Source organism: Roseburia sp. AF25-13LB, from assembly GCF_003478915.1.
Taxonomy (GTDB): Bacteria; Bacillota; Clostridia; order Lachnospirales; family Lachnospiraceae; genus Roseburia_C; species Roseburia_C amylophila.
Map to the genome: position 1 here is coordinate 14,794 of NZ_QUFO01000009.1, position 23,889 is coordinate 38,682.

General features: G+C 50.4%; 23 protein-coding genes and 1 pseudogene. 1 reads left to right on the plus strand and 23 read right to left on the minus strand.

What is annotated here, in order from left to right:
* Positions 1-80: 80 nt before the first annotated feature.
* From DWY37_RS11950 to DWY37_RS11985, 7 genes are all read right to left on the minus strand, one after another.
* A complete protein-coding gene (locus DWY37_RS11950) occupies positions 81-1,763 on the minus strand; it encodes a recombinase family protein (protein WP_118544537.1) in 1,683 nt (560 codons plus the stop codon).
* A 118-nt stretch (positions 1,764-1,881) separates the two neighbouring features.
* Entirely contained in the window at positions 1,882-2,148 is a 267-nt protein-coding gene (locus tag DWY37_RS11955) for a DUF6870 family protein (protein ID WP_007884026.1), read from the minus strand.
* Between the two features lie 469 nt (positions 2,149-2,617).
* The gene (locus DWY37_RS11960; protein WP_118540925.1) at positions 2,618-3,028 is read right to left on the minus strand and encodes a sigma-70 family RNA polymerase sigma factor; all 411 of its coding nucleotides are present in this window, start codon (positions 3,026-3,028) and stop codon (positions 2,618-2,620) included.
* Between the two features lie 580 nt (positions 3,029-3,608).
* Positions 3,609-6,119 (minus strand): ABC transporter permease, encoded by a 2,511-nt coding sequence (locus DWY37_RS11970; RefSeq protein ID WP_118544538.1) that lies wholly within the window; start codon positions 6,117-6,119, stop codon positions 3,609-3,611.
* A 15-nt stretch (positions 6,120-6,134) separates the two neighbouring features.
* Positions 6,135-6,800 carry an ABC transporter ATP-binding protein gene (locus tag DWY37_RS11975; RefSeq protein WP_005335790.1) on the minus strand — a complete coding sequence of 222 codons (666 nt, stop codon included), beginning with the start codon at positions 6,798-6,800 and terminating at the stop codon, positions 6,135-6,137.
* Positions 6,801-6,941: 141 nt separating this feature from the next.
* The gene (locus DWY37_RS11980; RefSeq protein WP_117461331.1) at positions 6,942-7,973 is read right to left on the minus strand and encodes a sensor histidine kinase; all 1,032 of its coding nucleotides are present in this window, start codon (positions 7,971-7,973) and stop codon (positions 6,942-6,944) included.
* Positions 7,970-8,653 carry a response regulator transcription factor gene (locus tag DWY37_RS11985; RefSeq protein WP_117461330.1) on the minus strand — a complete coding sequence of 228 codons (684 nt, stop codon included), beginning with the start codon at positions 8,651-8,653 and terminating at the stop codon, positions 7,970-7,972. Before DWY37_RS11985 ends, DWY37_RS11980 begins: the two co-directional genes overlap by 4 nt.
* A gap of 246 nt (positions 8,654-8,899) precedes the next feature.
* Between DWY37_RS11985 and DWY37_RS11990 the strand changes: the two genes are divergently transcribed.
* The gene (locus tag DWY37_RS11990) at positions 8,900-9,259 is read left to right on the plus strand and encodes a helix-turn-helix domain-containing protein (protein WP_054754179.1); all 360 of its coding nucleotides are present in this window, start codon (positions 8,900-8,902) and stop codon (positions 9,257-9,259) included.
* A 201-nt stretch (positions 9,260-9,460) separates the two neighbouring features.
* Here DWY37_RS11990 and DWY37_RS11995 read toward each other — a convergent pair whose 3' ends face one another.
* The 16 genes and pseudogenes from DWY37_RS11995 to DWY37_RS12065 all read right to left on the minus strand — a co-directional run bounded on the left by DWY37_RS11995 (position 9,461) and on the right by DWY37_RS12065 (position 23,483).
* Entirely contained in the window at positions 9,461-10,807 is a 1,347-nt protein-coding gene (locus DWY37_RS11995; RefSeq protein WP_199650060.1) for a relaxase/mobilization nuclease domain-containing protein, read from the minus strand.
* 158 nt (positions 10,808-10,965) lie between these two features.
* A complete protein-coding gene (locus tag DWY37_RS12000; RefSeq protein ID WP_117715284.1) occupies positions 10,966-11,313 on the minus strand; it encodes a plasmid mobilization protein in 348 nt (115 codons plus the stop codon).
* Positions 11,310-11,474 (minus strand): hypothetical protein, encoded by a 165-nt coding sequence (locus tag DWY37_RS16005; RefSeq protein ID WP_181968383.1) that lies wholly within the window; start codon positions 11,472-11,474, stop codon positions 11,310-11,312. The genes DWY37_RS12000 and DWY37_RS16005 overlap by 4 nt, the downstream gene beginning before the upstream one ends.
* A gap of 12 nt (positions 11,475-11,486) precedes the next feature.
* Positions 11,487-12,071 (minus strand): hypothetical protein, encoded by a 585-nt coding sequence (locus DWY37_RS12005; protein ID WP_117567778.1) that lies wholly within the window; start codon positions 12,069-12,071, stop codon positions 11,487-11,489.
* Positions 12,072-12,084: 13 nt separating this feature from the next.
* On the minus strand, positions 12,085-13,044 hold the full coding sequence (locus tag DWY37_RS12010; protein WP_117715283.1) for a hypothetical protein: 960 nt from the start codon (positions 13,042-13,044) through the stop codon (positions 12,085-12,087).
* 179 nt (positions 13,045-13,223) lie between these two features.
* Entirely contained in the window at positions 13,224-13,577 is a 354-nt protein-coding gene (locus DWY37_RS12015; protein WP_117471214.1) for a cysteine-rich VLP domain-containing protein, read from the minus strand.
* Between the two features lie 177 nt (positions 13,578-13,754).
* The gene (locus DWY37_RS12020; RefSeq protein ID WP_118540921.1) at positions 13,755-14,504 is read right to left on the minus strand and encodes a DUF4366 domain-containing protein; all 750 of its coding nucleotides are present in this window, start codon (positions 14,502-14,504) and stop codon (positions 13,755-13,757) included.
* A 2-nt stretch (positions 14,505-14,506) separates the two neighbouring features.
* The gene (locus DWY37_RS12025; protein WP_117461324.1) at positions 14,507-14,761 is read right to left on the minus strand and encodes a DUF4315 family protein; all 255 of its coding nucleotides are present in this window, start codon (positions 14,759-14,761) and stop codon (positions 14,507-14,509) included.
* A gap of 14 nt (positions 14,762-14,775) precedes the next feature.
* A complete protein-coding gene (locus tag DWY37_RS12030; protein ID WP_118544539.1) occupies positions 14,776-16,494 on the minus strand; it encodes a C40 family peptidase in 1,719 nt (572 codons plus the stop codon).
* Complete coding sequence (locus DWY37_RS12035) at positions 16,475-18,835, minus strand: VirB4-like conjugal transfer ATPase, CD1110 family (RefSeq protein WP_173765246.1); 2,361 nt, start codon at positions 18,833-18,835, stop codon at positions 16,475-16,477. The genes DWY37_RS12030 and DWY37_RS12035 overlap by 20 nt, the downstream gene beginning before the upstream one ends.
* Positions 18,792-19,181: a PrgI family protein gene (locus tag DWY37_RS12040; protein ID WP_015563852.1), complete on the minus strand. Its 390-nt coding sequence runs from the start codon at positions 19,179-19,181 to the stop codon at positions 18,792-18,794. Before DWY37_RS12040 ends, DWY37_RS12035 begins: the two co-directional genes overlap by 44 nt.
* Positions 19,182-19,184: 3 nt before the next feature.
* Positions 19,185-19,754: an MT-A70 family methyltransferase gene (locus DWY37_RS12045; RefSeq protein ID WP_330417617.1), complete on the minus strand. Its 570-nt coding sequence runs from the start codon at positions 19,752-19,754 to the stop codon at positions 19,185-19,187.
* 2 nt (positions 19,755-19,756) lie between these two features.
* A complete protein-coding gene (locus DWY37_RS12050; protein ID WP_021738873.1) occupies positions 19,757-20,536 on the minus strand; it encodes a DNA-methyltransferase in 780 nt (259 codons plus the stop codon).
* The gene (locus DWY37_RS12055; RefSeq protein WP_118540915.1) at positions 20,526-21,257 is read right to left on the minus strand and encodes a septation protein SpoVG family protein; all 732 of its coding nucleotides are present in this window, start codon (positions 21,255-21,257) and stop codon (positions 20,526-20,528) included. The genes DWY37_RS12050 and DWY37_RS12055 overlap by 11 nt, the downstream gene beginning before the upstream one ends.
* Positions 21,258-21,272: 15 nt before the next feature.
* Positions 21,273-21,551 (minus strand): annotated as a pseudogene (locus DWY37_RS12060) (VirB6/TrbL-like conjugal transfer protein, CD1112 family); the annotation flags it as partial.
* A 99-nt stretch (positions 21,552-21,650) separates the two neighbouring features.
* Positions 21,651-23,483, minus strand: coding sequence for a reverse transcriptase/maturase family protein (locus DWY37_RS12065; RefSeq protein WP_118540911.1), 1,833 nt, complete (start codon positions 23,481-23,483; stop codon positions 21,651-21,653).
* Positions 23,484-23,889 lie beyond the last annotated feature (406 nt).

Consider the following 23,889-nt stretch of genomic DNA (forward strand, 5'->3'; position numbering starts at 1 on the left):
ATATAGATATCATCATAGCCATCATCATATGATTAGCGCCTATTAGGAAAACACACTGTCAAAGGGGTTTGTAGCGGGGGTTAGCCCGCTACTGCGGTATCTTCCGTAGTGTTGATTTCAATGTACTCGGCAATCTTGCGGAGCTCGTCAGCAAATTTGAATTTCACGCTGATATTGCCGTTTTCATAGACCTTGATATAGTCCACAAGTTCAACCAAGATTTCACGGTTGAGGGCTTCAATGTTCTGATACTTCATAAAGGCTACCAGTGCAGGATGCTCATTGTCCACACCGTTTGCCAGTTCTGCGCGTTCAGCGTTCAGCCGGGTAAGCACCGCGGAAATATCAGAAGTCTGCCGTTCATAGTCAGCCTTCATATCCCGGTATTCCTGCTGGGTGATTTCACCGTCTTTCCAGTCCTGATAAAGAGATTGCTTGTAGCGTGTTATCTTTATCAGTTCCCGCTCTTTTGCAGCTATCAGATCGTCCAGTCGGTAAGACTGGCTTTTTTTGATTGGAGCGGAATTGATCTGCGTTACGATTTCTGAGTAGGAAACAGCTAAATGTACCTGATGCTGTACGGCGAACAGAACAGCAGCCTCCAGCCGTTCATGCTTGATTGAGTGCATGGTGCAGGCTGTCCGGGAACGGTTCTTGTAGGTTGAGCAAGAATAATATACATTGTTGTTCTTGCTAACGCATCGGGTAATGGCCCGCCCGCAATCGGCACATTTCAGAAAGCCGCTGAATAAATGTACCTCACGGCCTTTCGGGGAAGTACGGGTATCACGCTGTAAGAGAGCCTGTACCTTATCGAAAGTTTCATAGTCGATAATGGCCTCATGTGTTCCAGCCACTTCCACCCATTCCTCGCGGGGAACAGCTTCAATCTGGTGTACCTTGTAGCTTTTCACCCGGCTCCGGCCTTGGGCTAAGTCCCCGGTGTAGGTCGGATTGGTAAGAATGGAGTGGATCATGCGGGCTCCCCACATAGGATCGTCATACCCTCTTGTCGAAACAGGCAAGCCCTTTTGTACCTTGTAAGCCGAGGGGCTCGGTACGCCGTGTTCGTTCAGGTACAACGCGATAGCACGTTTTGATGACCCTTGAATAATCATTGTGAAAATGAGTTTGACATTTTCAGCAGCATCGGGATCAACAATCAGCCTGTGCTTGTCCTTTGGGTGCTTTACATAGCCGTAAGGAGCAAATGCTCCGATATACTGGCCGTTGCGCCGTTTGTAATCAAATACCTGCCGGATCTTTTTGGAAGTCTGATAGCAGTAATTATCGTTCATCACGTTTGTAATGGGAACGATGATATTTGAAACGCTGTCGGGGTTCTTGTAGCTGTCCACATTCTCAGCAAGGCTGATAAAGCGAACACCCATTTGAACAAACAGGTTGTCGATCAAACTTCCGGCATCGCTATAATTTCGTGCGAAGCGGGACAGGTCTTTTACTATAACGCAGTTGATTTTACCACTCATGACATCCGCCAAGAGCCGTTGAAAATCTTCACGGTTAGCGTCCGTTCCAGTATGTCCGTCATCTACATATTCCGTGATACTTTCAAACTCGTCAATGTTGCGTCGGTAAAAATCGTTCAGTAGGTCACGCTGGTTCTTTACGCTGTTGCTATCGTCTTTTCCTTTTTTCAAATCTTCCTTTGAAAGCCGGATATAGATGCCCAGCCGCCAGCGGCGGATTGTGTAAGAGGGAGAGAAACTCTGCTGATACCCTCTGTTTTTTGCTCGTGCCATTGTTCCTCCTTCCCTATCACATTACACTTATATTATAACTCTGTCCGGGGAGGACAACAAGGATGCCTCCACTTCGGGACACTTTGTCTCGAAGAAGCAAAACGAGCTGTAACCGAAGTTACAGCCCGCTTCTTTGCCGCAGCAGGAAATCCGTCAGCTTGTCTTGGAGAGATGGCCCGCTTTCAGCAAATTCAATTTTCACGCCAACACCACCGATGCAAAAGCAGTATGGATTTTTGACAGTCTGCAAAAATCGAGAGATGCGCTCCTTTCGGGAAAGCGCATTGTCAAAGGTCATACCGCTCACATCAGGCAGGGACTCGGCAGCCACCGCGCCAATGTCAACGCTTCTCATTTGTTCAAGTTCCTGTGTAGTTAATTTCACGGTAAACCTCCTTCGCAGATTGATAGAACGCCTCCCGCTGTTTGGTGGGGAAACGCAACAGGCCAGCACCACCGGGATGCTGGCCTGTTGCCTTACTCCACCTTGGGACACTTTGTCTCGAGGTTTATTATAGTTTTTGAATATTAGAGAGCGCCGCACATATTTACTTGGCCTGTCCAAAGACAATCGTTATTTTCTGTGCGGCGCTCTCAAAGCAAGTGAAGCGACAAGCCCGGAGGAACAGGCAGCCAGTCTGTTCATTGCCGGATCGTGGCCTTGGGATGGCCGGGCCCATTTACGATGTTGGTGTTGTTCGCTCAATCTCTTTTTGGAAATGTCACCGCGCACCCACCGTCTGGCTCCCCGAACTTACTCAGGGTTGCCGTTATTCCCTTGCGTTAGGAAGAAAACCTCCTCTCATAAACCGAGACATTTTTTCATCAATTCCAAGTGGGTTAAGATGAAAAAATCAAAAAGTTTTTTTCATGCGTTCAAGGCCACGCTTGACCGACTGGCGAATAGACTCCTCATGTACGCCCTCGGCCTCGGCAATTTCCTTAATCGACTTGCCAAGAATGATATGTGCGTCAATTCTGCGGCCCTGGATCTCCGGCAAAGAGTTGAGGGCGTTCCATAGACGGATGAACAGCTCCATGCGCTCCAGCAGCTCCTGGGGCGTTGGCTCATGCAGGCAGGCGGAATATTCGATCCCGTCATCGCAGTCCAGAGAATACTGCGCCTTATGCCGGGAGAGCCGCCGCTGGTAGGCCATTTCGTGCCGGGCATCGGCCACAAACACTTCGGCTACCTCGTCAGAAACCTCGATAAACTGATCCTGTGTGTACCAATAATAAAAATCTTTCAAATTGATAGTAGTCATCGTAAAATCCTCCATTTCAGTTTGTTCGGGGTTGGTCGGAAACGAAATGGAGTAACGGCGGAGAACGGCACCGCACCTCGGGACACTTTGTCTCGAAGTCTGGAAAGCAAAATGCGCCTGTGCGACACAAGGCCGCACAAGCGCACGAAAAAGTATTATCGGTTATGTACTGTTTAATTTCATGTTCAAAACCGGACTGCTCCGACGGAGGGGCTACGCTTTTTTTAGCTGGTGCAGATCACGCGAACAATGAAATAATAAAATGAACACGGCAAAATAACCTCCCATCGGCTACCGTGTCCCTACAAGTCGTCATTGGTTTGTGTAGACGCAAAGAAACGGCGGCTCTGAAAATCAAAGCCGCCGTTTCAAATGGGCGTGTTGATAGGCTGCTGTACGACGGCTTTTTTTCTTTTGCCGTCGTGCGGCAGCTTGTTCCTTTTGCGCTTATCTTAACAAGCAATCCTCACAGAAATGTCACTGACACACGCTGTTTCGACAGAATAATGGGCTGAAATCTCACGAACCTGTGAGATTTGAAAAACCGGGAGAATAATCTCCCGGTTTTCATCGCAAATATTTAATTCTGCCGCAGTCTCTCTACAACGCTTTGCTTAACATTTTGCATGAAAGTTATGACGGGGGTTGCCAAGCAGACCAGCAAAACAATAGCTGCGACAACCAACAGAGAAATTACAGGATAGTGAAAAGCTGCATAAGGAACCATTCTTCTAAAGGCTGAGTATATTGGAATATATATCGCTGTTCCCAGTGTGGCAAGCAGTAGGAAAGAAATACTCCAATAATACCCGCCTTCCCAAAGCAATACATTTCTAATTTGCTTTTTCGTCATTCCTATACTTTCAAGTGTTGCAAATTCATGTTTCCGAGTATTTACACTAACAACCATTGTGTTAATGAAATTCATAATTCCTATCAGCAAAAATACAGCGGACAACCCTGCGGCTATAATCCTTGAGGTCAGCAAATATCCGGCCATTTCTTGCTGCTTTTCATATCGTGACAGAATCGTAATGCCCGGTGACGAAGCAGTAATGGATTGAAGCTGCTCCATAATCCCTTTGTCATAACTGCTATCAATCGTATCAAAAGCAATCCGAAAGATTTTGGTTTCTCCAGACAACTTCTCTATTGCCTGCTCACTGATATACAAATCAGGGGCAGTACCTCTCTCATTTCCTCGACCATTCTGAAAATCAGCGTCCAGAAAGCCAGTTGCCACTGTAAAGACCTGTTCCCCGGACTCACCGACAACGGTGATTGCTTGCCCTGGCTGAATCAATAGGTTTCCCTCATCATCCGTCATAGCGGACAAAACCACCAACTCTCCCTTTTCAAAGGCGGTTAAGTCAATAGGCTTATCAAGCGTTTTATTAAGTTCTTCGATATATCTGGAATCTATTCCGTAAACGCCGCTCCAAAAATTATCTGTATAGTTTTTTCGTGTTTCCGCATTTGAAAAATCAAGACCTGATACGCCATCCAAGGAATCAATATATTTCCCGAATACATTTTCGTCGTAAATGACATCCATAGTGGGCCACGGTGAAGCAGAATAAGTGACGCGCAGATTTTCAATTCCCTGCATTGTTTCAATTTGCTGCAACATTTCATCAGAGAGCAGGTTTCCTTCTTCGGAAATGCTGTAAGTCAATGCGAAATCACTTTCTCCCCATTGATTTACAAAATTGTCGGGACTTAGGCTTGATAGTAGACCAGCAGAAACCAAAAACAATATTAAGCCTAAAAATAAGGACGCAAAAGTAAGGAAAGCGCTTTTAGGGTTTCTAAAAATATTATCTCGTGCCATCCGAGATAATTTTGTTCTATGGCTCTTATGATCTCGGTAACTCCTTGTATTTGCCTCCGTATAGCGTGAAGCCGCAACAGGAGAAATACTTGCAGCTATTTTCGCTGGTTTCATGCTGCCGATGATTGCAGTAAAAAATGTGAAGATTGCGGCACCCGCAAAAATAATGGGGGAAAAGGACACTATCTCCCCAAGGTCTGTATCGCTTGAGTACATCATATTCATGGCAAACGGAACAAGTCCAAGCGAAACAATACCACCGACAATCAGGCCGCTGGGAATACCGATCACCGCCGTTCTGAATATTTGAGAACGCACGATCCGCTTGATTTGTCTTTTTGTCGTGCCTATCGTTTTAAGCTGTCCATAGAATTGTGTATCTCTTGAAATTGAGATATACAGAATGTTATAAATCAGCAAATAGCCGCTGATAATGATAAAGACGATAATAGCAGCCAGTGGAAGAACAATGGTGGTGGAATTGCTCTGAGCAATAGGTACAATTTCAAAGGACTGACTTTCTGTAAACGAAATCTTCCGTTTTAGTTTTTCACAGGATCGCAGGGCATTACTGTCATCAGAAAAAGAAATCATTGCGGTAGACACACTATCAAAGGGAAGCCCTGTTTGTGTTGCAAAAAGCTCCGAAACATAAGCGGCACCACGGTTGCCTGCACGTGAAGCCGAATAATCTGTGTAATAGCCCGACAAAACAAATTCATCGGAGATATATTGATAATCTGTTCCGAGTTGATAGGAAAGGGAAATATTCATCCCTATCTGTGGATCATCAATCCCCATTGCACGCAAAGCCCATGTAGGGAGCATAATTTCATTTTTTGCTTGCGGATAATCTCCGTGTATATCCGAAATTGTTGGTACACGGTGTTCTTGCCATTCTGTTTCGTCTATCCAGGTAATACTCAGCAGGGCATCGTCCATTCCAGATGTATCAATGCTGCCCAATCTCTGACTGACACCAACTACGGATACCAAGCTGGATCGGCTCAATTCTTCATATTGTTCTTCTGAGAGGCTTGTAATTGCCACATCCGCAGTCGTGCCCATCGCACGAATTTGCTGCATTTGATAGGTTTCAAAATAACTGCACCCCAAACTAAATACAGATGTAATCATAAAGGCGGTCAAGAATAATGCGATGGTAACGAAAACATTTCTCTGCTTATTAGCGCGGTAGCTTCTTTTGGCAAGACGATTGATTGTTGCCTGATTATTGTTCCCAAATAAAATATCATCCATCAATGTCACCCCCTGTCACTGTGCGATTTTTCCGTCCTCAATACGGATAATTCGGTCGGCAAGCTGGGCAATTTCATTGTTATGGGTAATCATTACAAGCGTTTGATGGAACTTCTGACTTGTAACTTTCAGCAAACCAAGAACATCACTACTTGTCCGGCTATCCAAATTGCCTGTCGGTTCATCTGCAAGTATAATAGCTGGTTTGGAAACAAGGGCGCGGGCAATCGCTACACGCTGCTGCTGGCCGCCGGACAGATTGTTAGGCATACTGTTCAGCTTCCCATCGAGAGCCAACATTTTCACGACTTCATCCATAAACCGCTTGTCCACGGTATCACCATCCAGCTCCACCGGCAGGACAATATTTTCATAGACATTCAGCACAGGAACAAGATTGTAATTCTGAAAGATAAACCCGATGTTACGTCTGCGGAAGATGGTAAGCTGTTCATCCTTGAGTTTCGATAATTCTTTCCCTTTTACTTTAATACTGCCGGAAGTTGGCGTATCTAACCCGCCCATCATGTTCAGCAAAGTAGACTTACCGCTGCCGGAAGTACCAACAATGGCAACAAATTCACCTTCCTCAATGGATAGGGTCACGCCATCCAATGCTTTTGTAATGTTCGGTTCGGTGCCGTAATATTTCTTCAAATCTGTCGTTTGTAATATGTTCATATAGAACACCACCCTTTCTTTTTGATGGCTCTATCATAAAAGGTAAACCTCACAGAAATGTCACGGGAAACAAAATACCTCTGTTTAATTAAAGCTCAAATGTCATAGGCCTGTGACATTTTGTTTTTTAGCGTACTTATTTTATTGTCGAGGCAGAAAGACGGAAAAAGTTGAACCCCTCCCAACCTCGGATGTTACCCGGATATAACCGCCTTGCAAGGTTACGATCTCACGAGCCAGATATAGACCAATACCAATTCCATCTACATCATGTACGATGTCCTCTCGATAGAAACGCTTGAAAATTGCTCCCTGATGCTGTTCTGAAATGCCAATGCCTGTATCTGCAATGTCGATTTTCACATACATTTCCCAACTTTCAACCGAAACACGGATTTGACCGCCCTCCGGCGTATATTTCACTGCATTGTCCAAAATATTGAACAGTGCTTCGCTTGTCCATTTTCTGTCATGGGAAACGACCAAGTTCTCCGGGCAGTCCACTTGAACATTGATCTGTTTTTTCTCGGCGTTCAGAAGAATACCTCCCAATGCGGCGGCAAGCGTGTCATAAAGCGGCTGGCTTTTCTTTTCCAGAGAAATAACACCTGTTTCCAAACGAGAGGTTTTAATCATAGCCTGCATGAGAAAATCCAGTTTATCAAGCTGGCTGGCCTGTGCCGTTAGAAACTCTTTTTGTTTTTGCACAGGGACTTCATTTTCAAGCAGAGTGCTGTTAATCATTTTCAAGTTCGCAATCGGGGTCTTGACCTGATGGGAGATGTCGGAAATCAGTTCTTGCAGGTCAGCCCGTTCTTGTGCAATGCCGTTCTTGTTTTCCTGCATGACTTCATATAAACGGTTCAGCCGATATTCAATTTTATAGAAAAGACTTTCTTCTTCCACAGTCTGTTTCGGCTGCATATTCCCGGATAACATATCATCCATTAAACTGCAAAAAGCATCGGAGAACATTGCCAGTTTGCGGCGAACCAGCACCATAAAACAAACAGCGCAAACCAGCACAAAAATGCCGAACAATAATACATACCAGACAGCGGTTATATTTTGGGTCAGCCCATACAAAGCTGCTGAAACCGTCCCCATTGCCACCAGCAGGAGAACAGCAAAAAAGATACAGGCTTTGTTGACGGAAAGTTTTCGCACATTCATTTCAGCACTCCTCCGATCCACATATAGCCCATACCATATACCGTTTTGATATACTGACGGTCAGGTGTTTCGATTTTGTTTCGTACCCGGCTGATCGCCGCAGTCAGAGCGTGTTCATCCACAAAATTTCCGTCTGCGTCCCACAGCTTTTCCAACAAGACTTGCCGGGTCAAAACAATCTGCGGATTTTTCATCAGGATTTTCAAAAGTCGATATTCCAGTGGGGTGAATGTAAGTGGCTTTCCTGATAGAGTAGCACTCATTTCTGAAAAATTGATGGTCAGTGTGCCATCCTCATAAGTATCACCACCATATTGTTTTGTCAGCCTACCCAGCACTACCGCTAATTTCTTTTGAAAGACGCTCATAGGGAAAGGTTTTGTCACATAATCCTCTGCGCCCAGTTCATACCCTTTGAGCATATCGCTTTCCATATCATTTGCGGTCAGAAAAATAATAACGGTATCAGGGCGACGCTCTTTTATTTCCCGGCAGAAGTCAAAACCGTTCCCGTCCGGCAAATTTACATCCAGCACAATCAGGTCATAGTCCTGCTTTGTCAAGAAACTACTGGCCACTGATTTTGTCAGTGCAGAATCAACCGTATAGCCCGCAGTATTCAAGTTATAGCATAAAGTATTATTCAAAAGCCGATCATCCTCGACTACTAAAATTCGCATGGTATCACACTCCTTCATTTTCAGTATAGCACCCAAATGTCACAGAAACCTCACAATATTTCTGATTTTATTTTAGATACCAACCTCTGATCTTCGGGACAAATTGTCCCAAAGTTATAGGTATATTGTACCTCACATTTCCGCGATCATCAATTTTGCGTATGTGAAATTAAATAGTCAGTAGTATGAAATACAAAGTCGTTCAAATAATATCACATGAAATGTAAAATCATATCAGGTGATGTTATGAAGATAGAACGAGATGAAAGACGCTTTGATTTTCACGATATAGGGCTCGCCATCAAGCGTGCAAGAGAAGCCAGCGGCATGACACAGGAGCAACTGGCCTATATTGTTGACCGCGCTCCGCGTACCATTATGTATAATGAAAATGATGGTCAGCATCCAAGCTTCAACACCTTTTATCAGATGGTTACAATGTTTGATATATCGGTGGATCAATACTTTTACCCGTCCCAGAATAGCGGGAGCGAGTGCAGGAAGCGGATTGATGCCATGTTGAACGCCTTGGACGAAAGAGAATTGAAAATCGTTGAAGCTACAATCCAAGCGATGAAAGCATCGAAAGAAACGGAGGAAACGTAAAAGAAAGCGTAACCTCCGTTTTTTGCGCCATGTTGCGGGTTGCGCGTTTTGGCAAGCAATTCGGGTGTGGCCACACTCCGAAATTTTTGCAGGGCGCAGGGCCCGCAAAAATGCTTGTTGGGGAGCTCCCCAAACCCGCTGTACTTCGGGACAAATTGTCCCAAAGTCCCGGTGCGCTGCACCGTAGTCTGCGGCCCGTCACTATCGTTCCTGGGCCTTATTTTCACGCTCGTCTGTTATGCCGAGCAGATGATCAATGTTCGCTTTTATTGCCACAGCCTCCCGCATTTGCCGCTGGGCATCCCGGTATTCTGCATAAAGCTCTTTCTTTTGTCCCGCCAGCTCACGGCAGGATTTTTTTAGTGCTTCAATCTTAGGGAGCTTTGCGCCGTTCAGTATGGTGTTCATGGTATCCTTTGCCGCCCGGTAAGTGGCAAGCTCCACTTCATGCTGGGCCAGATACTTTTTGCTGTACCGCGCAGCCTTGTACCCATCGAATACCGGGCGGGTCTTGGCATAGTCCACCGTGGCAGCCATCAGCTCCGAGGTTTTGGAAAGAGCCTCCTCCGTTGTGCGGAGCTCGTCAGACAGCTTGTGAAAGTGATCCACAGCAGCCTCGGTGCTGGCCGTCAGCGCCGCATAGTCTGTCAGATGATGCTCCTGCAAATACTGGAGCGCGGCAGCCATCTGTTTTAGGTTGTAGACCTTGGCCCATCGTTCATAGGCCGGGCCCTTGCCCTGGGTCATACGCTCTTGAATGTCGATGATGAGATTAACTCGCCGTGGCGGAACCGTGGGCTCCTCTGTCAGCTCAGGGAGTGGACGTTCCCCGGCAATTACTGCCTTGATGTCCTCCGGGTCAAATCCGGCTCCCAGTGTAGAAGCCCGGAGCCGAGTCGGTTTTTCCTGCCCGGGCGCAAGGAATGAGATGACACCGCCGCGTCCCTGTTTCACCGAAAAGCCGGACTCCTCCATGAGACGAAGAAAGTCGGCAAAGTCCGTGGGCTTTTTCTCCAAAGTGGCGAGAACAGCCAGCCGCACCCGCTGCTTGGCAGAGGGTGGCTTTTCTCCGATCCACTGTCCATAGTGGAGAAAACGACCCTTGCTGTGCTGGCACGGATTTTGGATAACAGACAATTCATGTTCGATGCACACGCGGTCAGAGAGCCTCCGCAGGGCAAAGGACGAACCAATGAAATTATGAAATTTCCGGGAGCGGTCAAAGGCCGTCGCATTGAAATAAATGTGATTGTGGATATGGGCCTTGTCGGTATGCGTACAGACGAAGAACTGATACTTTCCCTTTGTCCAGCGCATCGCCGTTTCATAGCCGATACGGTTTGCTTCTTCCGCCGTAACCTCCCCGGGCAGGAACGCCTGCCGGATCTGAAAGAACAGGGCCCCGCGAGACACGGCCCGGCCTGTCTCTGCAAGGTATTGACTTTTTACCAGAAGAAACTCGGCGGGAGCCGTGTTCGGATCGCAGAGATAGGAAGATACGGCTCCCAGCTTTTCTGGGTTCAGGCCATAGGTGAAACGATCCTCCATCGTTTGAATTGCACTTTTTCCCGCCGCTGTTTTATAAGGGCGGATGTAGGTGGTCGCCGTAAAAATCCCTCCTTCCGGCAAACAGTATTTTTACTTTGGGACACTTTGTCCCGAAGTAGAAAAAGCCGGGGAGCGGTATCAACCACTCCCCGGATGGGTCAGAGCTCTACCAGCGCGGAGAGCTGTTTCAAGAGATCAGACAGCGGCTCCCACAAAGCGGCATAGTCCCGCTGCAAGGCCTCGAGTTCTTCGGGATAAATCGCGCCGTAGGTGTTGGCTTGAATTGCCACTTGGTTCAGATTGTTGGAGCAGCGCCGCTGGAGCGAAACCAGCTCACGAACAGGCGAAAGGTCAACATGAAGCACATACCCACTCAGGGCCATTTTCCGCATATAGGCTCCCATATTACGGATGCCAGCCTCCGCCATACGTTCTTGAATCAGGGCCTGTTCCGCCTCCGACACCATCACATGAAGATGAATCGGACGGCGGCGGTTCTTTGTCATCGTTCCTCACGCTCCCGGCTGCGGCAGGCGCGGGGCGGCTCCTTTACCTTATCCAGCGGCTTTTCCTGTTCGTCTGCCGGAATGGGGCGCGGCAAATGAAATTCACGGTGCAGGCGCAGCGCCTCCAGTACAGACAAATCCTGTTCACGTTTCTTTTCCATATACGCACCTCCTTATCTATCGTCACGGTCAGGCTGCCTGCGCTGGGGAGCCGGAGCCTCCGGGCCGCGATCTGCCTCCGCCAACTTTGCCGCGTTTTTCATCTGCTCGGCAATCGGACGGGGCCTGTCGGGATTATCAGGCGCAGGACGCAGCTCATAGTCGGATGCCTGTTTTTCTGTCAGGGGGCGGGTATAGGTAAGATAACCCCAAGCCAAGAACGAGCCATTTTCCACCGGGACGCGCTGATCGTAATTGAAAATTTCATCCGGCTTGTTATAGGGCGGCTTCGGGAATGTCCCGATGTCCACAGGCCGCTGGGTCGAATAATACTTGTAAAGACCGGGAGCCTCGGTCTGCCTGATCCCCACGTTATAAATACGCTGATAGTCCTGCACCCGGTCTGTAAAATCCTGTTCCATCGCGGTGCGGTCATTTCCATAGTGACCCCATTCGTACTGCCGCAGGCCGTCTTTGTCATCATAGCAGGCCCATGTGACATAGCGGGATGGCGCGGTGGGATGTTCGCCCAATGCAAATCCACGTCCATTTTCCAGCATAACAGCCTTCAGAATCGAATAGCCTTGATTTTTGTCCATAGTACACCTCCCATCATCGAGACATTTCTTTGTTTTCTCTTTTCACAAACGGCTGGAGCTGATAGGGGCTTGTACCGTCCTCGGGCCGCAGAAAGTCTATCCGGGCCGCAGCACGGATAGCGTTCTGGTTAAGCTGGCGCTGCCATGCCCCTTGGCTGGGAGCCCACTTAAAGCCGTTGCTTTTCAGTTCCTGCCGCTGATCGGCATCGGGCTTTTCCTCGAAAATAAGCTGCAAACGGTTTTCAGCCTCGTTGATTTTTGCCTCGCCTCCGGGGAATGTCCAGCCTGCAAACTCGGAGCGGTTGCTCAGTTCCTCAATTCGCTGGCGTACACGGCGGATGTTGGCGTTGTTGTTGGAAAGCAGATAGGCGGGATACGGCTTGCTTTTGTCCAAGTGCCATGACTGCGCCATATCTGCTTTGAGCTTTTCTGCCTGCTCCGGCGTAAGCTCCGGGCAGCCATCCAGCGTTTTGTGTTTCCGAAAATACGCATTGACCGCCTTCATGGTGGCCTGCTGGGACTCCAGCCCCTCCAGCTTTTTTGTCAGCTTTTCCACGGCCAGATCATCGTCTGCGCTGATCCCGCCCATACCAACAGAGCGGATTTTATCAAGCAGCTTTGAAATCTCCGCATACTCTCCATAGTTGCGATCCCGGGCGGCGTTCTGCTTGTGCTTTTTTGCCACAGGGAAATTGCCGCCCCCGGAGATCAGAATAGAGGGCACCCGGGCATCAATCACATTGCGTTCATTCAGATTTTCCGCAAGTTTCCGGGCATAGCGATCCACCAGCGCGTCAATCTTATCATGGTACATTGGATCGACACGGGCTTTCTGGCGTTCCGCCGCTGCATACGCTTCATCGACCATTGCCCGGTAGCCCGCCGTAGCGGAGCCCGGCTGATAGTCGGAAAAGCTGTTCATATCTTTTGCCCGCTTTGCGGCTTCTTCGTTGATCGGATAATATTTCGGCATAGTACCTCCTTCCACAAAAGCCGGAACTTTGGGACAAATTGTCCCAAAGCTCCGGCAGCTAAAATGTTGACAGCATCTCACGGAAACAGGGCCGGACATAGAAACATACACCTCCCGCAGAAAAGGGCCTTAAAAAGCCTTGTCACAGGCGGGTTTGAGGTGGCCTAATTGTCAACACATCAGCCCCGTTTTTTCCGCATATATTCCCGCTGCTGTCTGCGATGTGCCGCTTTTGCACAGGCCGCCGAACAATAGGTTTGCCGTCCATCAGGAGCCACGGCTCTGCCGCATACCGGGCAAGCCTTGAAATCCGGCCTTGGCCCCTCTGTCAGCAGCGCAATCTCCAGCGCCGGATCAAGGGGCAGAACTGCCTCGCGGAAGTAGCGGCAATAAGCCCCTGTCCAGCATTTCCCAAACATATAGCACTCGCAATCCAGCGGCAGGCAGCCGCAGTCCCGGTCATAGTTGGCACACCATTTTGACACCAGCCTGCGGATTGTCGCTTTTTCTGTCCGGGTCAGTTCTCGGCCCACAGTATCACCTCCCGTTGCCCGGTGGTTTGAGCTGCTCCCGGTAGCAGAACACGCAGCCGATCCCGCGCCAGTAAGGGCAGCCGTCACAACGGGAGCCCTTCGGCGGCAGGCTTGGCGGCACACCCTTAAAGTAGCTTTTTTCTTTCATAAATCCCTCATAGGGGTTATTTGTAAATCTCATTCATTATCCTCGCTTTCGGTATCGTCCTCGTCCCAAGGCGGCCCATTGTCCTCGGGATCGTCATAATCAGCCAGTTCCTCACTGTAATCCTCTTCGGGTACAGCAGCTTTTTCATGCTTCGGGCGGTAGATTTTGAAGTACCAGCCTGCACCGCCGCCCAGAACAGCCACTGCCAAAATCAGCAGAAGCATCCCGGTATTGCTTTTCTGCTGGGGCTCGGGTTCCGGCTCCTCCGCAGGTTCTGTCACCGGGGCGGGTTCGGGAGCCGTGCCAGCACACTCGGTCATGTTGACCGCGCAGACTTCGCAATCCGTATGGATGGCTCCGGGCGCACATTTTTCTGTGCAGGAGCAGGCCGGAAGTTCTCCGCCAGCGGCCTCCAGTGCCGCCAGCAGATCGGCTTCATCCACCATGTTCAGAAAGTAGGTGTGATACTGTTCGCCGTCCTCATCCACAGGCTTGTCATAGTCAATGACAATGTAAAAGGTGTTGCCGCCGCTGGTTTCCACCGTGATGAACTGTTTGTTGGTTGCGGCATCGTAGAGCAGATCGCGGGTCACAAGGTTTCCATCCTCCGAAAAGCCCTCGCCCGGGGTAATGGTAGGCGCTGGCTCCGGGGCCGGAGTTTCTTCCACAACAGGCGGTTCCTCATTCCCGCCGTCCGAATAGGCGTAGGCTGGGATCGCAAAGCCGCATAAAAGAACGGCGGAGCAAAGCCCCGCCGCCAACATACGAAAATGTTTCATATTCAGTTTTCCTCCTTCTTTTTTTCTTCGGACTTCGGGACACTTTGTCCCAAAGTACCGCCGTCCTTCAGCTTCTCAAACAGCAGCGGGAGCTCCGTAAGGGAAATGCTCATGCCGCGCACAATGTCCACGATCTCGCTGTTTTCTGCCTCCAGCTTTTTCTGTTCCAGTTCCTTGAGCCTGGCCTGCTGTTCACTGATTTTGGCCTTGACCTTATCAATCTCGGCCTGAATTTTCATGCTTTTGGTAGTTGCCATTTCAAAACCTCCTGTCACGGTAAACGCCCGTAGGCGTAAAAATGAGATTGCCAGTAGCTTGTATTCAAGTTTGCGTAGCCGATGGGATCTCCGCAATGCAGCATTTTTCCATCACCGACATAAATCCCGCAATGGCTCACGCCCGGCGTGTCATAGGTGCCTTTGAAGAACACCAGATCACCGGGTTTGGGAGAACTGGTCGGCGTACAGATGTTATAGAGCCCCTGGGCTCCCAGCCTGCCCACATTCCAGCCGGAGTGATTGATAACCCACGAAACGTACCCCGAGCAATCAAAGGAAGTGGCGGGAGAACTGCCGCCCCACACATAGGGATAGCCGATGTATTTCTGCGCTTCGGCAAGCATCGCGGCAAAGGTTTCATCGTCCAGATATTCTCCGGGCACTTCGTAATCACCGGGTTTCCCGGTAATGTACTTGTTCACATAGGGAGAATCCGGAAACAGATCAGGACGGTTTCCCAGCGTTGCCATATAGATGGCATACCGGGAAAGCTGATCCTCGCCCATAACGTATACAGGCACATGGGACAAATCAAAATTTTCCAGCGTGACCGTACAGATGTAATAGTCGTAAGGCACCTGATAGGTGTCCGTATGGGAGTTGCCGTCCTCGTCCGTCCATGTGTCGGTTTCCGTGCGATACCGGGTTTCCACCACCACATCCTCCGTTAGAATGTACTGGCGGTCAAACAGCATTTGCAGCGTTCCCTGTACTTCGTCTATTGTCCATTGCCCCTCATGGAGCGCACACAAAAGAGAAAGCAGCACATAGGGGTCATGTTCGATTTCGTCCAGATCGAAGTGGTATTCGTCATAGTCATGGGTGCTTTCATAGGTGTCCAGATAATGCTGCAAATCATCTTCCAGCGCACAGTAGGCAGCTTCGGCGGCCAGCATATCCCGATCCTCACAAGGATAGGTGCTCGCCCCTAATGCACCGGCCCCGGCGTTCCCCAGCATAAGCATGGTAGAGGAACAGGACTGCATAGCAAACAGGAGTAACACACAGAGCACCGCAACCACGGCACCTGCGGGATGACTTTTGACAAATTCCACTGCCCGGGCGGTCAGGCGTTCTGTGGCTGTGGCAGTTTTCCCAGCCGCAGCCGCGCTCTGCTTTGCAGCCTCCTTTGCCTGCTTGCGGTATTGCCTGCGGAGCCGTTGCTTCTGCCAGTAGCGGGTAAGGGCATTTTTCGTCAGCTCCGGGTGCTCCTGTGCGGCGGTGTGAAAATGGTAATCCGCCGTGTATTTGGTATAGCGGGCCTCGGCCTTGCGTACCACTTTTGCCGGATGTTCCCGGACTTTACGGCGCACAAAGCGGGAGCCGTGCCGCAGCGCGGTTTCTCCCGCAAGCTCAGAACGGTGTGCGCCTTCTGTGCCGACATTTTCCTGTTCCACTTCAAAAATCTTGCCATGCACGAAGCTGTGAACGGAACCACTGGCAACACGGCCTATGCGTTTTACCGGGCCGGGCTTTTTCGGCGGCTTTTGTTTTGCCAGCTTCTCCCGGGCCTGTTCCAGCTTTTCGCCTTGGGACTCCATACGGAGCTTTGCTGCCGCAGCCTGTTCTTGCTGGCTCTTTTTGCGGAACTTGGACTTTGGGACACTTTGTCCCGAAGTGTCGGAAGCCTCCGGCCCGGACTGCTCCCCGTCAGGGGCGTGGGCGGTCTGCGACCAAGCCTCCTCCTTGGCCTTATTCGTTTTTCGTTTCATTCTTCATATCCTCCGGGCGGGTAGTCAGCAGGTCATAGATTTCTCCGCGAGGGAACCGATCCACAAACGGGATGGTCACATTTCCATAGAACAACAGCCCCTCGCCGGAATTGCTGTGTGTGATATAGGAAAGCTGATGCTCGGAAATACCGAGCTGTTTTGCCAGAATGGTACGGTCACTCTGCGCCTGCGAAAGCAGAATCATAAAATCCGTGTTGTCCAGAATGTTCTCGATTTCCCGGCTGGCCAAAAGGTCTTTGACGTTCTGCGTCAAAGCAGACGGCACACATCCTTTTTTACGCAGCATTTTCCAGACTGCCACAAAGTAGCTGGCTGTCAGCGGATCGCGGAGCAGAATATGAAACTCGTCAAAGTAGCACCAAGTCGCCGCACCCTCGTGGAAGTTCTGATCCACCGCCTGCGAAACGAACTCATTTGTGATGTGCATTGCAATCTTTCTAAGGTTTTCGCCCATGTTTTTCAGAACGATGCACACCACACGGCTGTCCGTCTTGACGTTGGTAGGATGGTTAAAGAGATTGAGGGAGCCTGTGCAATAAAGCTCTAAGGCAGTTGCCACGCGCCGGGCTTCGGGCTCCGGCTGGCGTAAGAGCTCTTCGTACAAATCCTGCAACAGCGGTGTTTTTGCAGTTTCCAGTCCGAGCGCCTGTTCCCGGTACACCAAACGCACACAGCGGTCAATGACCGTCTTTTCAATGGGCTGCAAGCCTTCCTTGCCGCCGACCACCAGCTCGCATAGGGACAAAAGAAAATCCGCCTTCATGGAAAGCGGGCTTTCTCCGGCGGCCATATTGAGCTCCACATCCATCGGATTGAGGTGGTGCGGGCTGTCCGGGGCAATCTCGATCACCTGGCCGCCCAGCCTTCGCACCAGCGGAGCGTATTCGCCCATCGGGTCAACCACGATGATCCGATCCTGCGGGATGGTGAGAAACACATTCAAGAGCTCACGCTTTGCAGCAAAGCTCTTGCCGGAGCCCGTAGAACCCAAATACATCCCGTTTGCCGACTTCAGCTTTTTGCGGTCAGCCATGATGACATTGTGAGAAAGTGCGTTCATGCCATAGTAGAGTGCCTGCCCCGCCATGCGGAGCTCCCTTGTCATAAAGGGGATAAAGATGGCTGTGGAGCTGGTTGTCATACCGCGCTGGATTTCTACCTCGTTGTAACCAAGGGCCAACGAGGAAACAAAGCCCTGTTCCTGTTGCCAGTCCAGACGGCGCAGAGCGCAGTTGTATTTCTGCGCGATACCGCCCACGGTAAACACATCGTTTTCCAGCCGCTGGCGGGTAGGGGCAAGGTTTACCACCGTAAAGGTCAGCAGAAACATTCGCTCATTGCGGGATTGCAAATCAGCCAGAAGCTCCGCTGCGTCCTTGCTGAATGTAATCAGGTCAGGGGGAAGAATATCCGGGTCATAGCCGGAGCGCACAGCCTTTCTCTGTTCCTCCACTTTCATTTTTCCGATGTCCGAGATTTTCCCCTTGATGGTCTTAATTGCCTTGAGCTGATCCACGGTCTGAATGTGCATGGTCACGGTCATTTCCGCATCCAGCTCCAAGATTTCTGCCAGCAGCTTATCCGAAAGCTCCGATGCCATAATCTGCAAGTAGGACACCGCGCCCCAATACTGGCCGATGCGGAATGTGCGGGACTGGCGGAAGTCGAGACTGTCCGGGGCAATAAAGTCTTTTGTGCCAAGCCCGGTCTGTGGGATGTCTTTCCACGAAAAGCGGAACGCCTCGCGGCTCCCCGGATGCATCTGGCTATGAAGCAGCGCAAGGCGGGCCCGCCCGTCCATAGGCTCCGAGGGAACGCCCAGCCGCTTAAAGTTTCCCATGACATCAGCCTCCACACGCTCCAGACGGGGCCGTGCCTCCGCAATCCCCTCGGCGGGTATGCCAAAGGTGATGTATTTTGAGCGTTCAATGCCGTTATTGCTTTTGGCAATCTGATTTTTCAGCATCCCGGTAAACTCGTCCCGGACGCTGTTATAGTTGTCATCCGCTTTCGGGATATTGACCTGATAGCGGCTGCGGGAATGAGAACGGCGGTTGATAAAGGAAAGCTGGAACGGCAGCGAACTGTCAAAGTAGTTGAGAAATGAACTCCATCCGCTGAATATGGCAGTCTGATCCTCGGTGGATGCCACGGAGTAATTGATGTCCTCATATTCCACGGTTTTTGTATAGAGCCCGCCCGGGAGCTTGCACACACCGTCCGGGTGCATGGACAGATACGGGATTGTCTGCTGAGCAGACAGGGTCGCCCGGCCTTTACCCTTGGCGGCGGCTCCGTTTTTCTTCTTTGTGTTTTTCAATCACATCCTCCTTTCCAGCGCCCGGCCCGGCAAAGGGCGCATAAATGTTTTCGGTTCGGTAGGCCCTGATCCCCGGCCTTAGAAACTTGGCCCGGATGATGTTTCGCACAACCTTTTCAAAGGGCAAGCCGTCCTTTTCATACATCGCCAGTAGGAACGCCGGGAGCATAATTCCCAGCATGAGAAACATCGCCCCGGTATTGCCGAGGGTGCCACGGGTCAGCAGATAGGCCGGAATCCCCACTGCGCCCGCGCTGCCGAAGCAGACAAGCTGGCGTTTGGTGAGGTTGAAAGCCATCTTTGTTTTGATTTTGGATAAATCGTTTGGTACGTTTACATAGGGCATAGATCACACTCCTTTCTGCACTTCGGGACAATGTGTCCCAAAGTCCGGGATGGTTGGTGTTACTTCATTTCCCCATACAGCCCAGCCGGGCGGGGTCTGCCTGGCAAAGAGCTCCACGCGGGGCAGATCGCCCATCAGGGAAATGATTTTGGCGCGGGCCTCGTCCGGCTTTTTGCTATGGGCTTCAATCGGGGAAATGATGAATTGATGAATGTTGGCAGCCTGCCGCTTTGGATGTCCCTTGGTTGCCAGCAGGCAGATTTCTGCATTGCCCCTTGTCCAGAAGCCAAGGCCGTAAAACCAGCTATCCGCCTTCTTGTTCTTTTTCAGCCAGACGAAAGCGACGCTTTTGTAGGTGAAGCCCCAAGCCTCGATCAGCCGGAGCGCCTCCGGGAGCTGCGGGAAAGTAGCCCATAAAAAGAGTGCGCTGTCCGGGGCTGCAAGATCAGCCACAGGCAACGCACATAACTCCTCAATGCTCATAGTGGGATAATGGTTTTCCGCCGCGCCCTGTACTTTCTTAGCCGAGTAGCGCCACGGCGGGTCAGCGTAAATGATAGAATACTGCTGGATAATTACACTCCTTTCTCGCCAGAGCTTTTTACTGCCTGCGCCGCACGAATACGCTCACTGGCTGCGGCATAAAAGGCCGGGGCCGTTTCAAAGCATACAAAGCGACGTTCTGTGTTGATGGCTGCAATCGCGGTTGTGCCGGAGCCCGCGCAAATGTCCGCGACCAATTCGCCGGGACGGGTATAGGTGCGGATCAAATACTCGCAGAGCTCCACGGGCTTCTGTGTGGGATGGATGCCGCCGGACACCGTAGGCACAAAAAGCACATTTCCGGGATAGCGGCGGCCATCGTTGGACTCTGAGCCCTGCCGTTCAAATTTCCCATAGTTAGAGCTTGTACCGCTTCGGGAATGAACACGGGTATATGGCTTGCCGTAAGTAAACTGTGGATTGTAGACCGGGGACTTTTGGTAAAACACCAAGATGTTCTCGGACTTTTTCAGCGGAGCCCGGTTTGCATTGAGAAAGCCCGTTCCGCGCTCTTTGTACCAAATCCACTCATAGCGGAGCATGGCGAGGTTGGATGCGCCCAGCACCTTGTCAAAGGGGCACTGTGCGAAGAACAGCACCGCGCCATTCGGCTTGACCGCCCATTTCACCGCCTCCCACAGTTCCGGGAGCGGCAGGGGCACATCCCAATAATTCCGGGTTGTGCCGTAAGGCGGATCAGTCAACAGCATATCCACGCTATGTTTGGGCAGGGAGCGCAGGCCCTCGATGCCGTCCATGAGAAACAAGCCCTCCTTCGGGACACTTTGTCCCAAAGTGCGGCTATCGGTCATTGCGGGCCTCCTTTGCTTTGGCAGGTGCAGGCCGGGCGGCATTTTCTTTTCCAGCTTGTTTCGCGGCCTCGGCCATCTGCTCCTTGATCGGGGCAGGCCGTACCGCCTGGGCCCGTGCAACAAGCTGTTCCACCGCCGCATGATACGCCTCCACACCAGCCGCATTGATCCGCTCCTGTGTGGCGCGGTCAGGAATCCGAACCGTAGCCCGGTATCCCGTCCGGCTGGCAGGATCGGGTTTAGAGGGAGCTCCGAGAAAAATTCCGTTTTTCCCGTCCACAACCTTAAAATCGTCGATGACCACACCGCCAAAATTGACGCTGGCGAAGCCGATCAGTTTACCCTGCGGCTCAATCGGGCGGACAGATACTGTGATCGGAACAACCGCCTCTTGCAAGACGGCATCCGTCCGCATTTTTACCGCCTCGTCAATACTAACGCCCTTGACTTCTGCAAGCTCCGCGATGGGAGCATCAAACAGCCAGCGCCGCTCCTCCGCAGCAATCTGCTCCGGGGTCAGCAATACATCGTCGTTCTTACTCAGATAAAATTCCTCCTTTCCGCTTGCCGGAGCAGGCTGGGCGGGGTCGTCCATCAATTCTTTTCTTTGCAGGACGGCCTCTGTTTCCGCCATAAAGCGGTAAGCATCCGCCTCAGTAAACTCCTCCGGCGTTTTTCCATTCCATAAGCGCGTTCCGTCTGCCCCGTATCTTCGCGGCATAAGCACCACCTCCTGTTAATGAGCGCCAAAGATACGCTGGGCAATGCTCCCGGTCTTAAAGAGCATGAAGCAAAGCAGAACCGTGTAGCCCACAGTTCCCCAAATCGCCCCAATGGGATCGCCGCTTGTTGCGATGCCTTGAATGAGCACCGCGTAAATTGCAACACATACAAGAATCAGCAGCCCTTGAAAGCCCACGGCAAACAGGGACTTGATGTAGTTCTGTCCGGTGCCACCAAGCTCCCGGTTGGAAAGCGTAGCAACGGGGATGGGGGCCAGACTGGTCAGCAGTAGGGTAAGAACCCGACGCCTTACCATATCACTATGGCAGGTTTCCGAGAACTCCCCTCCGAACCGGACTTACACCTCTCGATGTATCCGGCTCTCCAGATGTCAGTCTAATTTCCCTACGTGTAACTTATCGTGACAGTCAATGCAGAGTGCCATTGTCTTGCGTCTGCGCCCAATCATGGCGATTTCCCATTGTTTCCTGCCACTCAAATCCTTGAGTTTTCGTACATGGTGTATCTCAAGCGGCACATTCTCTGTGCCGCACCACTCGCATTTGTTCGCTTGTAGCCTTTTAATCAGGCTGTTGCGCCCGTAGTTCTCAACCACTCTTGCCACTATGTCGGGGTTGCCGCTTTCGACTTTGGTATTCCGGCGGAACCCATTATTGTAGAACAGCACTTTACCCACTTTGCCATTTTTCTTCGGATACTCCACAACAAAGTCTTTTCCTTGACGGTACTTGCGAATAATTCTGCTAATTCGTGTCCGATATTTTCCGGCGAAAGTTTTGAGCATACTGTATCTCATTACATAGTAGAAGTTGTTGAGTACGGTCACGTTGTTTGCGAGCCGGTAGTAGTTGTATAATCCACGGATTTCTGCGTTGTACTGGTTTAGGATTTCCAGGTCGTCCAGGTGCAACAGGCGGGTGCGCCGGACAGGTTCCCAAACCTCTTTGTTTCCGTTCTGTTTGTCGTATTTAATTTTGAGGGCATTGTAGGAGAGCAGGCGTTTTACCCATTTATCATGGGGAACATAGAGCAAGACTTTTCCGTTGTTCACTCGTCTGGTAGCCCCGGTTTTGGTCTTTTTGCTGTACTCGCCCTTGGCGATTGTGACCTCGTATCCCAGAAACTTTGCAAAATCATGTCCGTGGGTAATCAGAGTCTTTTCCCCGGACATTTCCAGATGAAGTTTTTCCCGGATAAAACAGCCTACTTCTTGTTTTACCTGTTCTGCGTCCTCTTTACTGCCGATAACTCCTATCAGAAAATCATCCGCATACCGGACGTAGCAAATCCTCTTATAGCTGTCGTCCATCTGGTCACTGTATGGCATGGATTTCAGACTGCGCCGCAGTTCCCGGATTTCCGCAATTAAGCCCTCTTTTTCTTTCTCGCTCATTTTAGAGAGATTTCTTTTAAGCCGTTGCTCTTTTCCCCGGCAAACATCCAACTTCTTCTTGAACGCAGGATTGATTTTACGGCGGTTTCCGCAGTTGAACTTCTCTGCGTATTCTGCCATATAGTTGTCCAGTTCGTTCATATAGATATTTGCAAGGATGGGGCTGATGATAGAGCCTTGGGGAGTGCCGGAGTAGGTATTGTGATAATTCCAGTCCTCCATATATCCGGCTTTCAGAAACTTCCATAGCAGACCAATGAAATGTTCGTCTGCAATCCGCTTCCGCAGAATGTCAATCAGCACATGATGGTCTACATTGTCAAAACAGCCCTTTATATCCCCCTCAACGAACCACTTTGTCCCCGTAAAATATTTCTGTACATATTTGAGTGCCGTATGGCAGCTTTTGTTTATGCGGAAACCGTGGGAGTAGTCGCTGAAAGTTGGCTCATAGATGCTCTCTAAGATGAGCCGCACCACCTCCTGTATCAGTTTATCGTCGAATGACAGTATCCCCAGAGGGCGCATTTTCCCATTGGATTTCGGGATATACGTTCTCCTCGCCGGGTTGGGCTGGTAGCTGAAATCACGCATTTTTTCAATGAGGGCGTTTATCCTTGCCATTCCCATACCGTCAATGGTTTTGCCGTCTGTTCCGGCTGTCATGTTGCCTGGTTTCGCCTGTATCCGCTGGTATGCCAGCAGATAGAATTGTGGATTGTACAGATTGCGGTATAACCGCTCGTACTTGTAACTCTTATTACACGCCTTGGATTTTAGGCTTTCCAACACATTTTCAGGACTTCTCATAATGCCTCACGCACCTTTCCTTTTTATGAATTGGTTGACATCCTGCCTCCCTTCGCCATGTAGACGGCTTTCCCGCCCTCGGACTACTACGGAGGCTCCGTTGCCATGCCGGATATTCAGCGTCATCTTTCTTGGGTTTTTACCCCTTGAAATTTTTCACCTTGCGGCATTACGCATAGCCGGATAATCCCGGCACTCCGGTTTAGGCAATCTCCAGTTAGACACCTTGGGAAAAGCGTATTGTGATGTCGGTAATGGGTTTTCGTCCTTTTCCGCTTATTGCGGCTGGCTGTCATAAGTATCGTGCGGTCTGTGTCTACCTGTCACATTCTGCTATGACATACGGCGAATACAACCATCCTGCGCCGCCGGGTCGAGTATCCCGCCTCGGACTGCCCTTAAAGCA

What these genes read in the sequence shown, in the direction of transcription:
- DWY37_RS12050 (WP_021738873.1), bottom strand. Translation starts at nt 20,536, where the DNA reads ATGACCGATAGCCGCACTTTGGGACAAAGTGTCCCGAAGGAGGGCTTG.
- DWY37_RS11990 (WP_054754179.1), top strand. Translation starts at nt 8,900, where the DNA reads ATGAAGATAGAACGAGATGAAAGACGCTTTGATTTTCACGATATAGGG.
- DWY37_RS12065 (WP_118540911.1), bottom strand. Translation starts at nt 23,483, where the DNA reads ATGAGAAGTCCTGAAAATGTGTTGGAAAGCCTAAAATCCAAGGCGTGT.
- DWY37_RS11950 (WP_118544537.1), bottom strand. Translation starts at nt 1,763, where the DNA reads ATGGCACGAGCAAAAAACAGAGGGTATCAGCAGAGTTTCTCTCCCTCT.
- DWY37_RS11985 (WP_117461330.1), bottom strand. Translation starts at nt 8,653, where the DNA reads ATGCGAATTTTAGTAGTCGAGGATGATCGGCTTTTGAATAATACTTTA.
- DWY37_RS12000 (WP_117715284.1), bottom strand. Translation starts at nt 11,313, where the DNA reads ATGACAAAGAACCGCCGCCGTCCGATTCATCTTCATGTGATGGTGTCG.
- DWY37_RS12025 (WP_117461324.1), bottom strand. Translation starts at nt 14,761, where the DNA reads ATGGCAACTACCAAAAGCATGAAAATTCAGGCCGAGATTGATAAGGTC.
- DWY37_RS12020 (WP_118540921.1), bottom strand. Translation starts at nt 14,504, where the DNA reads ATGAAACATTTTCGTATGTTGGCGGCGGGGCTTTGCTCCGCCGTTCTT.
- DWY37_RS12010 (WP_117715283.1), bottom strand. Translation starts at nt 13,044, where the DNA reads ATGCCGAAATATTATCCGATCAACGAAGAAGCCGCAAAGCGGGCAAAA.
- DWY37_RS11975 (WP_005335790.1), bottom strand. Translation starts at nt 6,800, where the DNA reads ATGAACATATTACAAACGACAGATTTGAAGAAATATTACGGCACCGAA.
- DWY37_RS12005 (WP_117567778.1), bottom strand. Translation starts at nt 12,071, where the DNA reads ATGGACAAAAATCAAGGCTATTCGATTCTGAAGGCTGTTATGCTGGAA.
- DWY37_RS16005 (WP_181968383.1), bottom strand. Translation starts at nt 11,474, where the DNA reads ATGGAAAAGAAACGTGAACAGGATTTGTCTGTACTGGAGGCGCTGCGC.
- DWY37_RS11980 (WP_117461331.1), bottom strand. Translation starts at nt 7,973, where the DNA reads ATGAATGTGCGAAAACTTTCCGTCAACAAAGCCTGTATCTTTTTTGCT.
- DWY37_RS12055 (WP_118540915.1), bottom strand. Translation starts at nt 21,257, where the DNA reads ATGCCGCGAAGATACGGGGCAGACGGAACGCGCTTATGGAATGGAAAA.
- DWY37_RS12030 (WP_118544539.1), bottom strand. Translation starts at nt 16,494, where the DNA reads ATGAAACGAAAAACGAATAAGGCCAAGGAGGAGGCTTGGTCGCAGACC.
- DWY37_RS11960 (WP_118540925.1), bottom strand. Translation starts at nt 3,028, where the DNA reads ATGACTACTATCAATTTGAAAGATTTTTATTATTGGTACACACAGGAT.
- DWY37_RS12040 (WP_015563852.1), bottom strand. Translation starts at nt 19,181, where the DNA reads ATGCCCTATGTAAACGTACCAAACGATTTATCCAAAATCAAAACAAAG.
- DWY37_RS11970 (WP_118544538.1), bottom strand. Translation starts at nt 6,119, where the DNA reads ATGGATGATATTTTATTTGGGAACAATAATCAGGCAACAATCAATCGT.
- DWY37_RS11995 (WP_199650060.1), bottom strand. Translation starts at nt 10,807, where the DNA reads ATGGAGGATCGTTTCACCTATGGCCTGAACCCAGAAAAGCTGGGAGCC.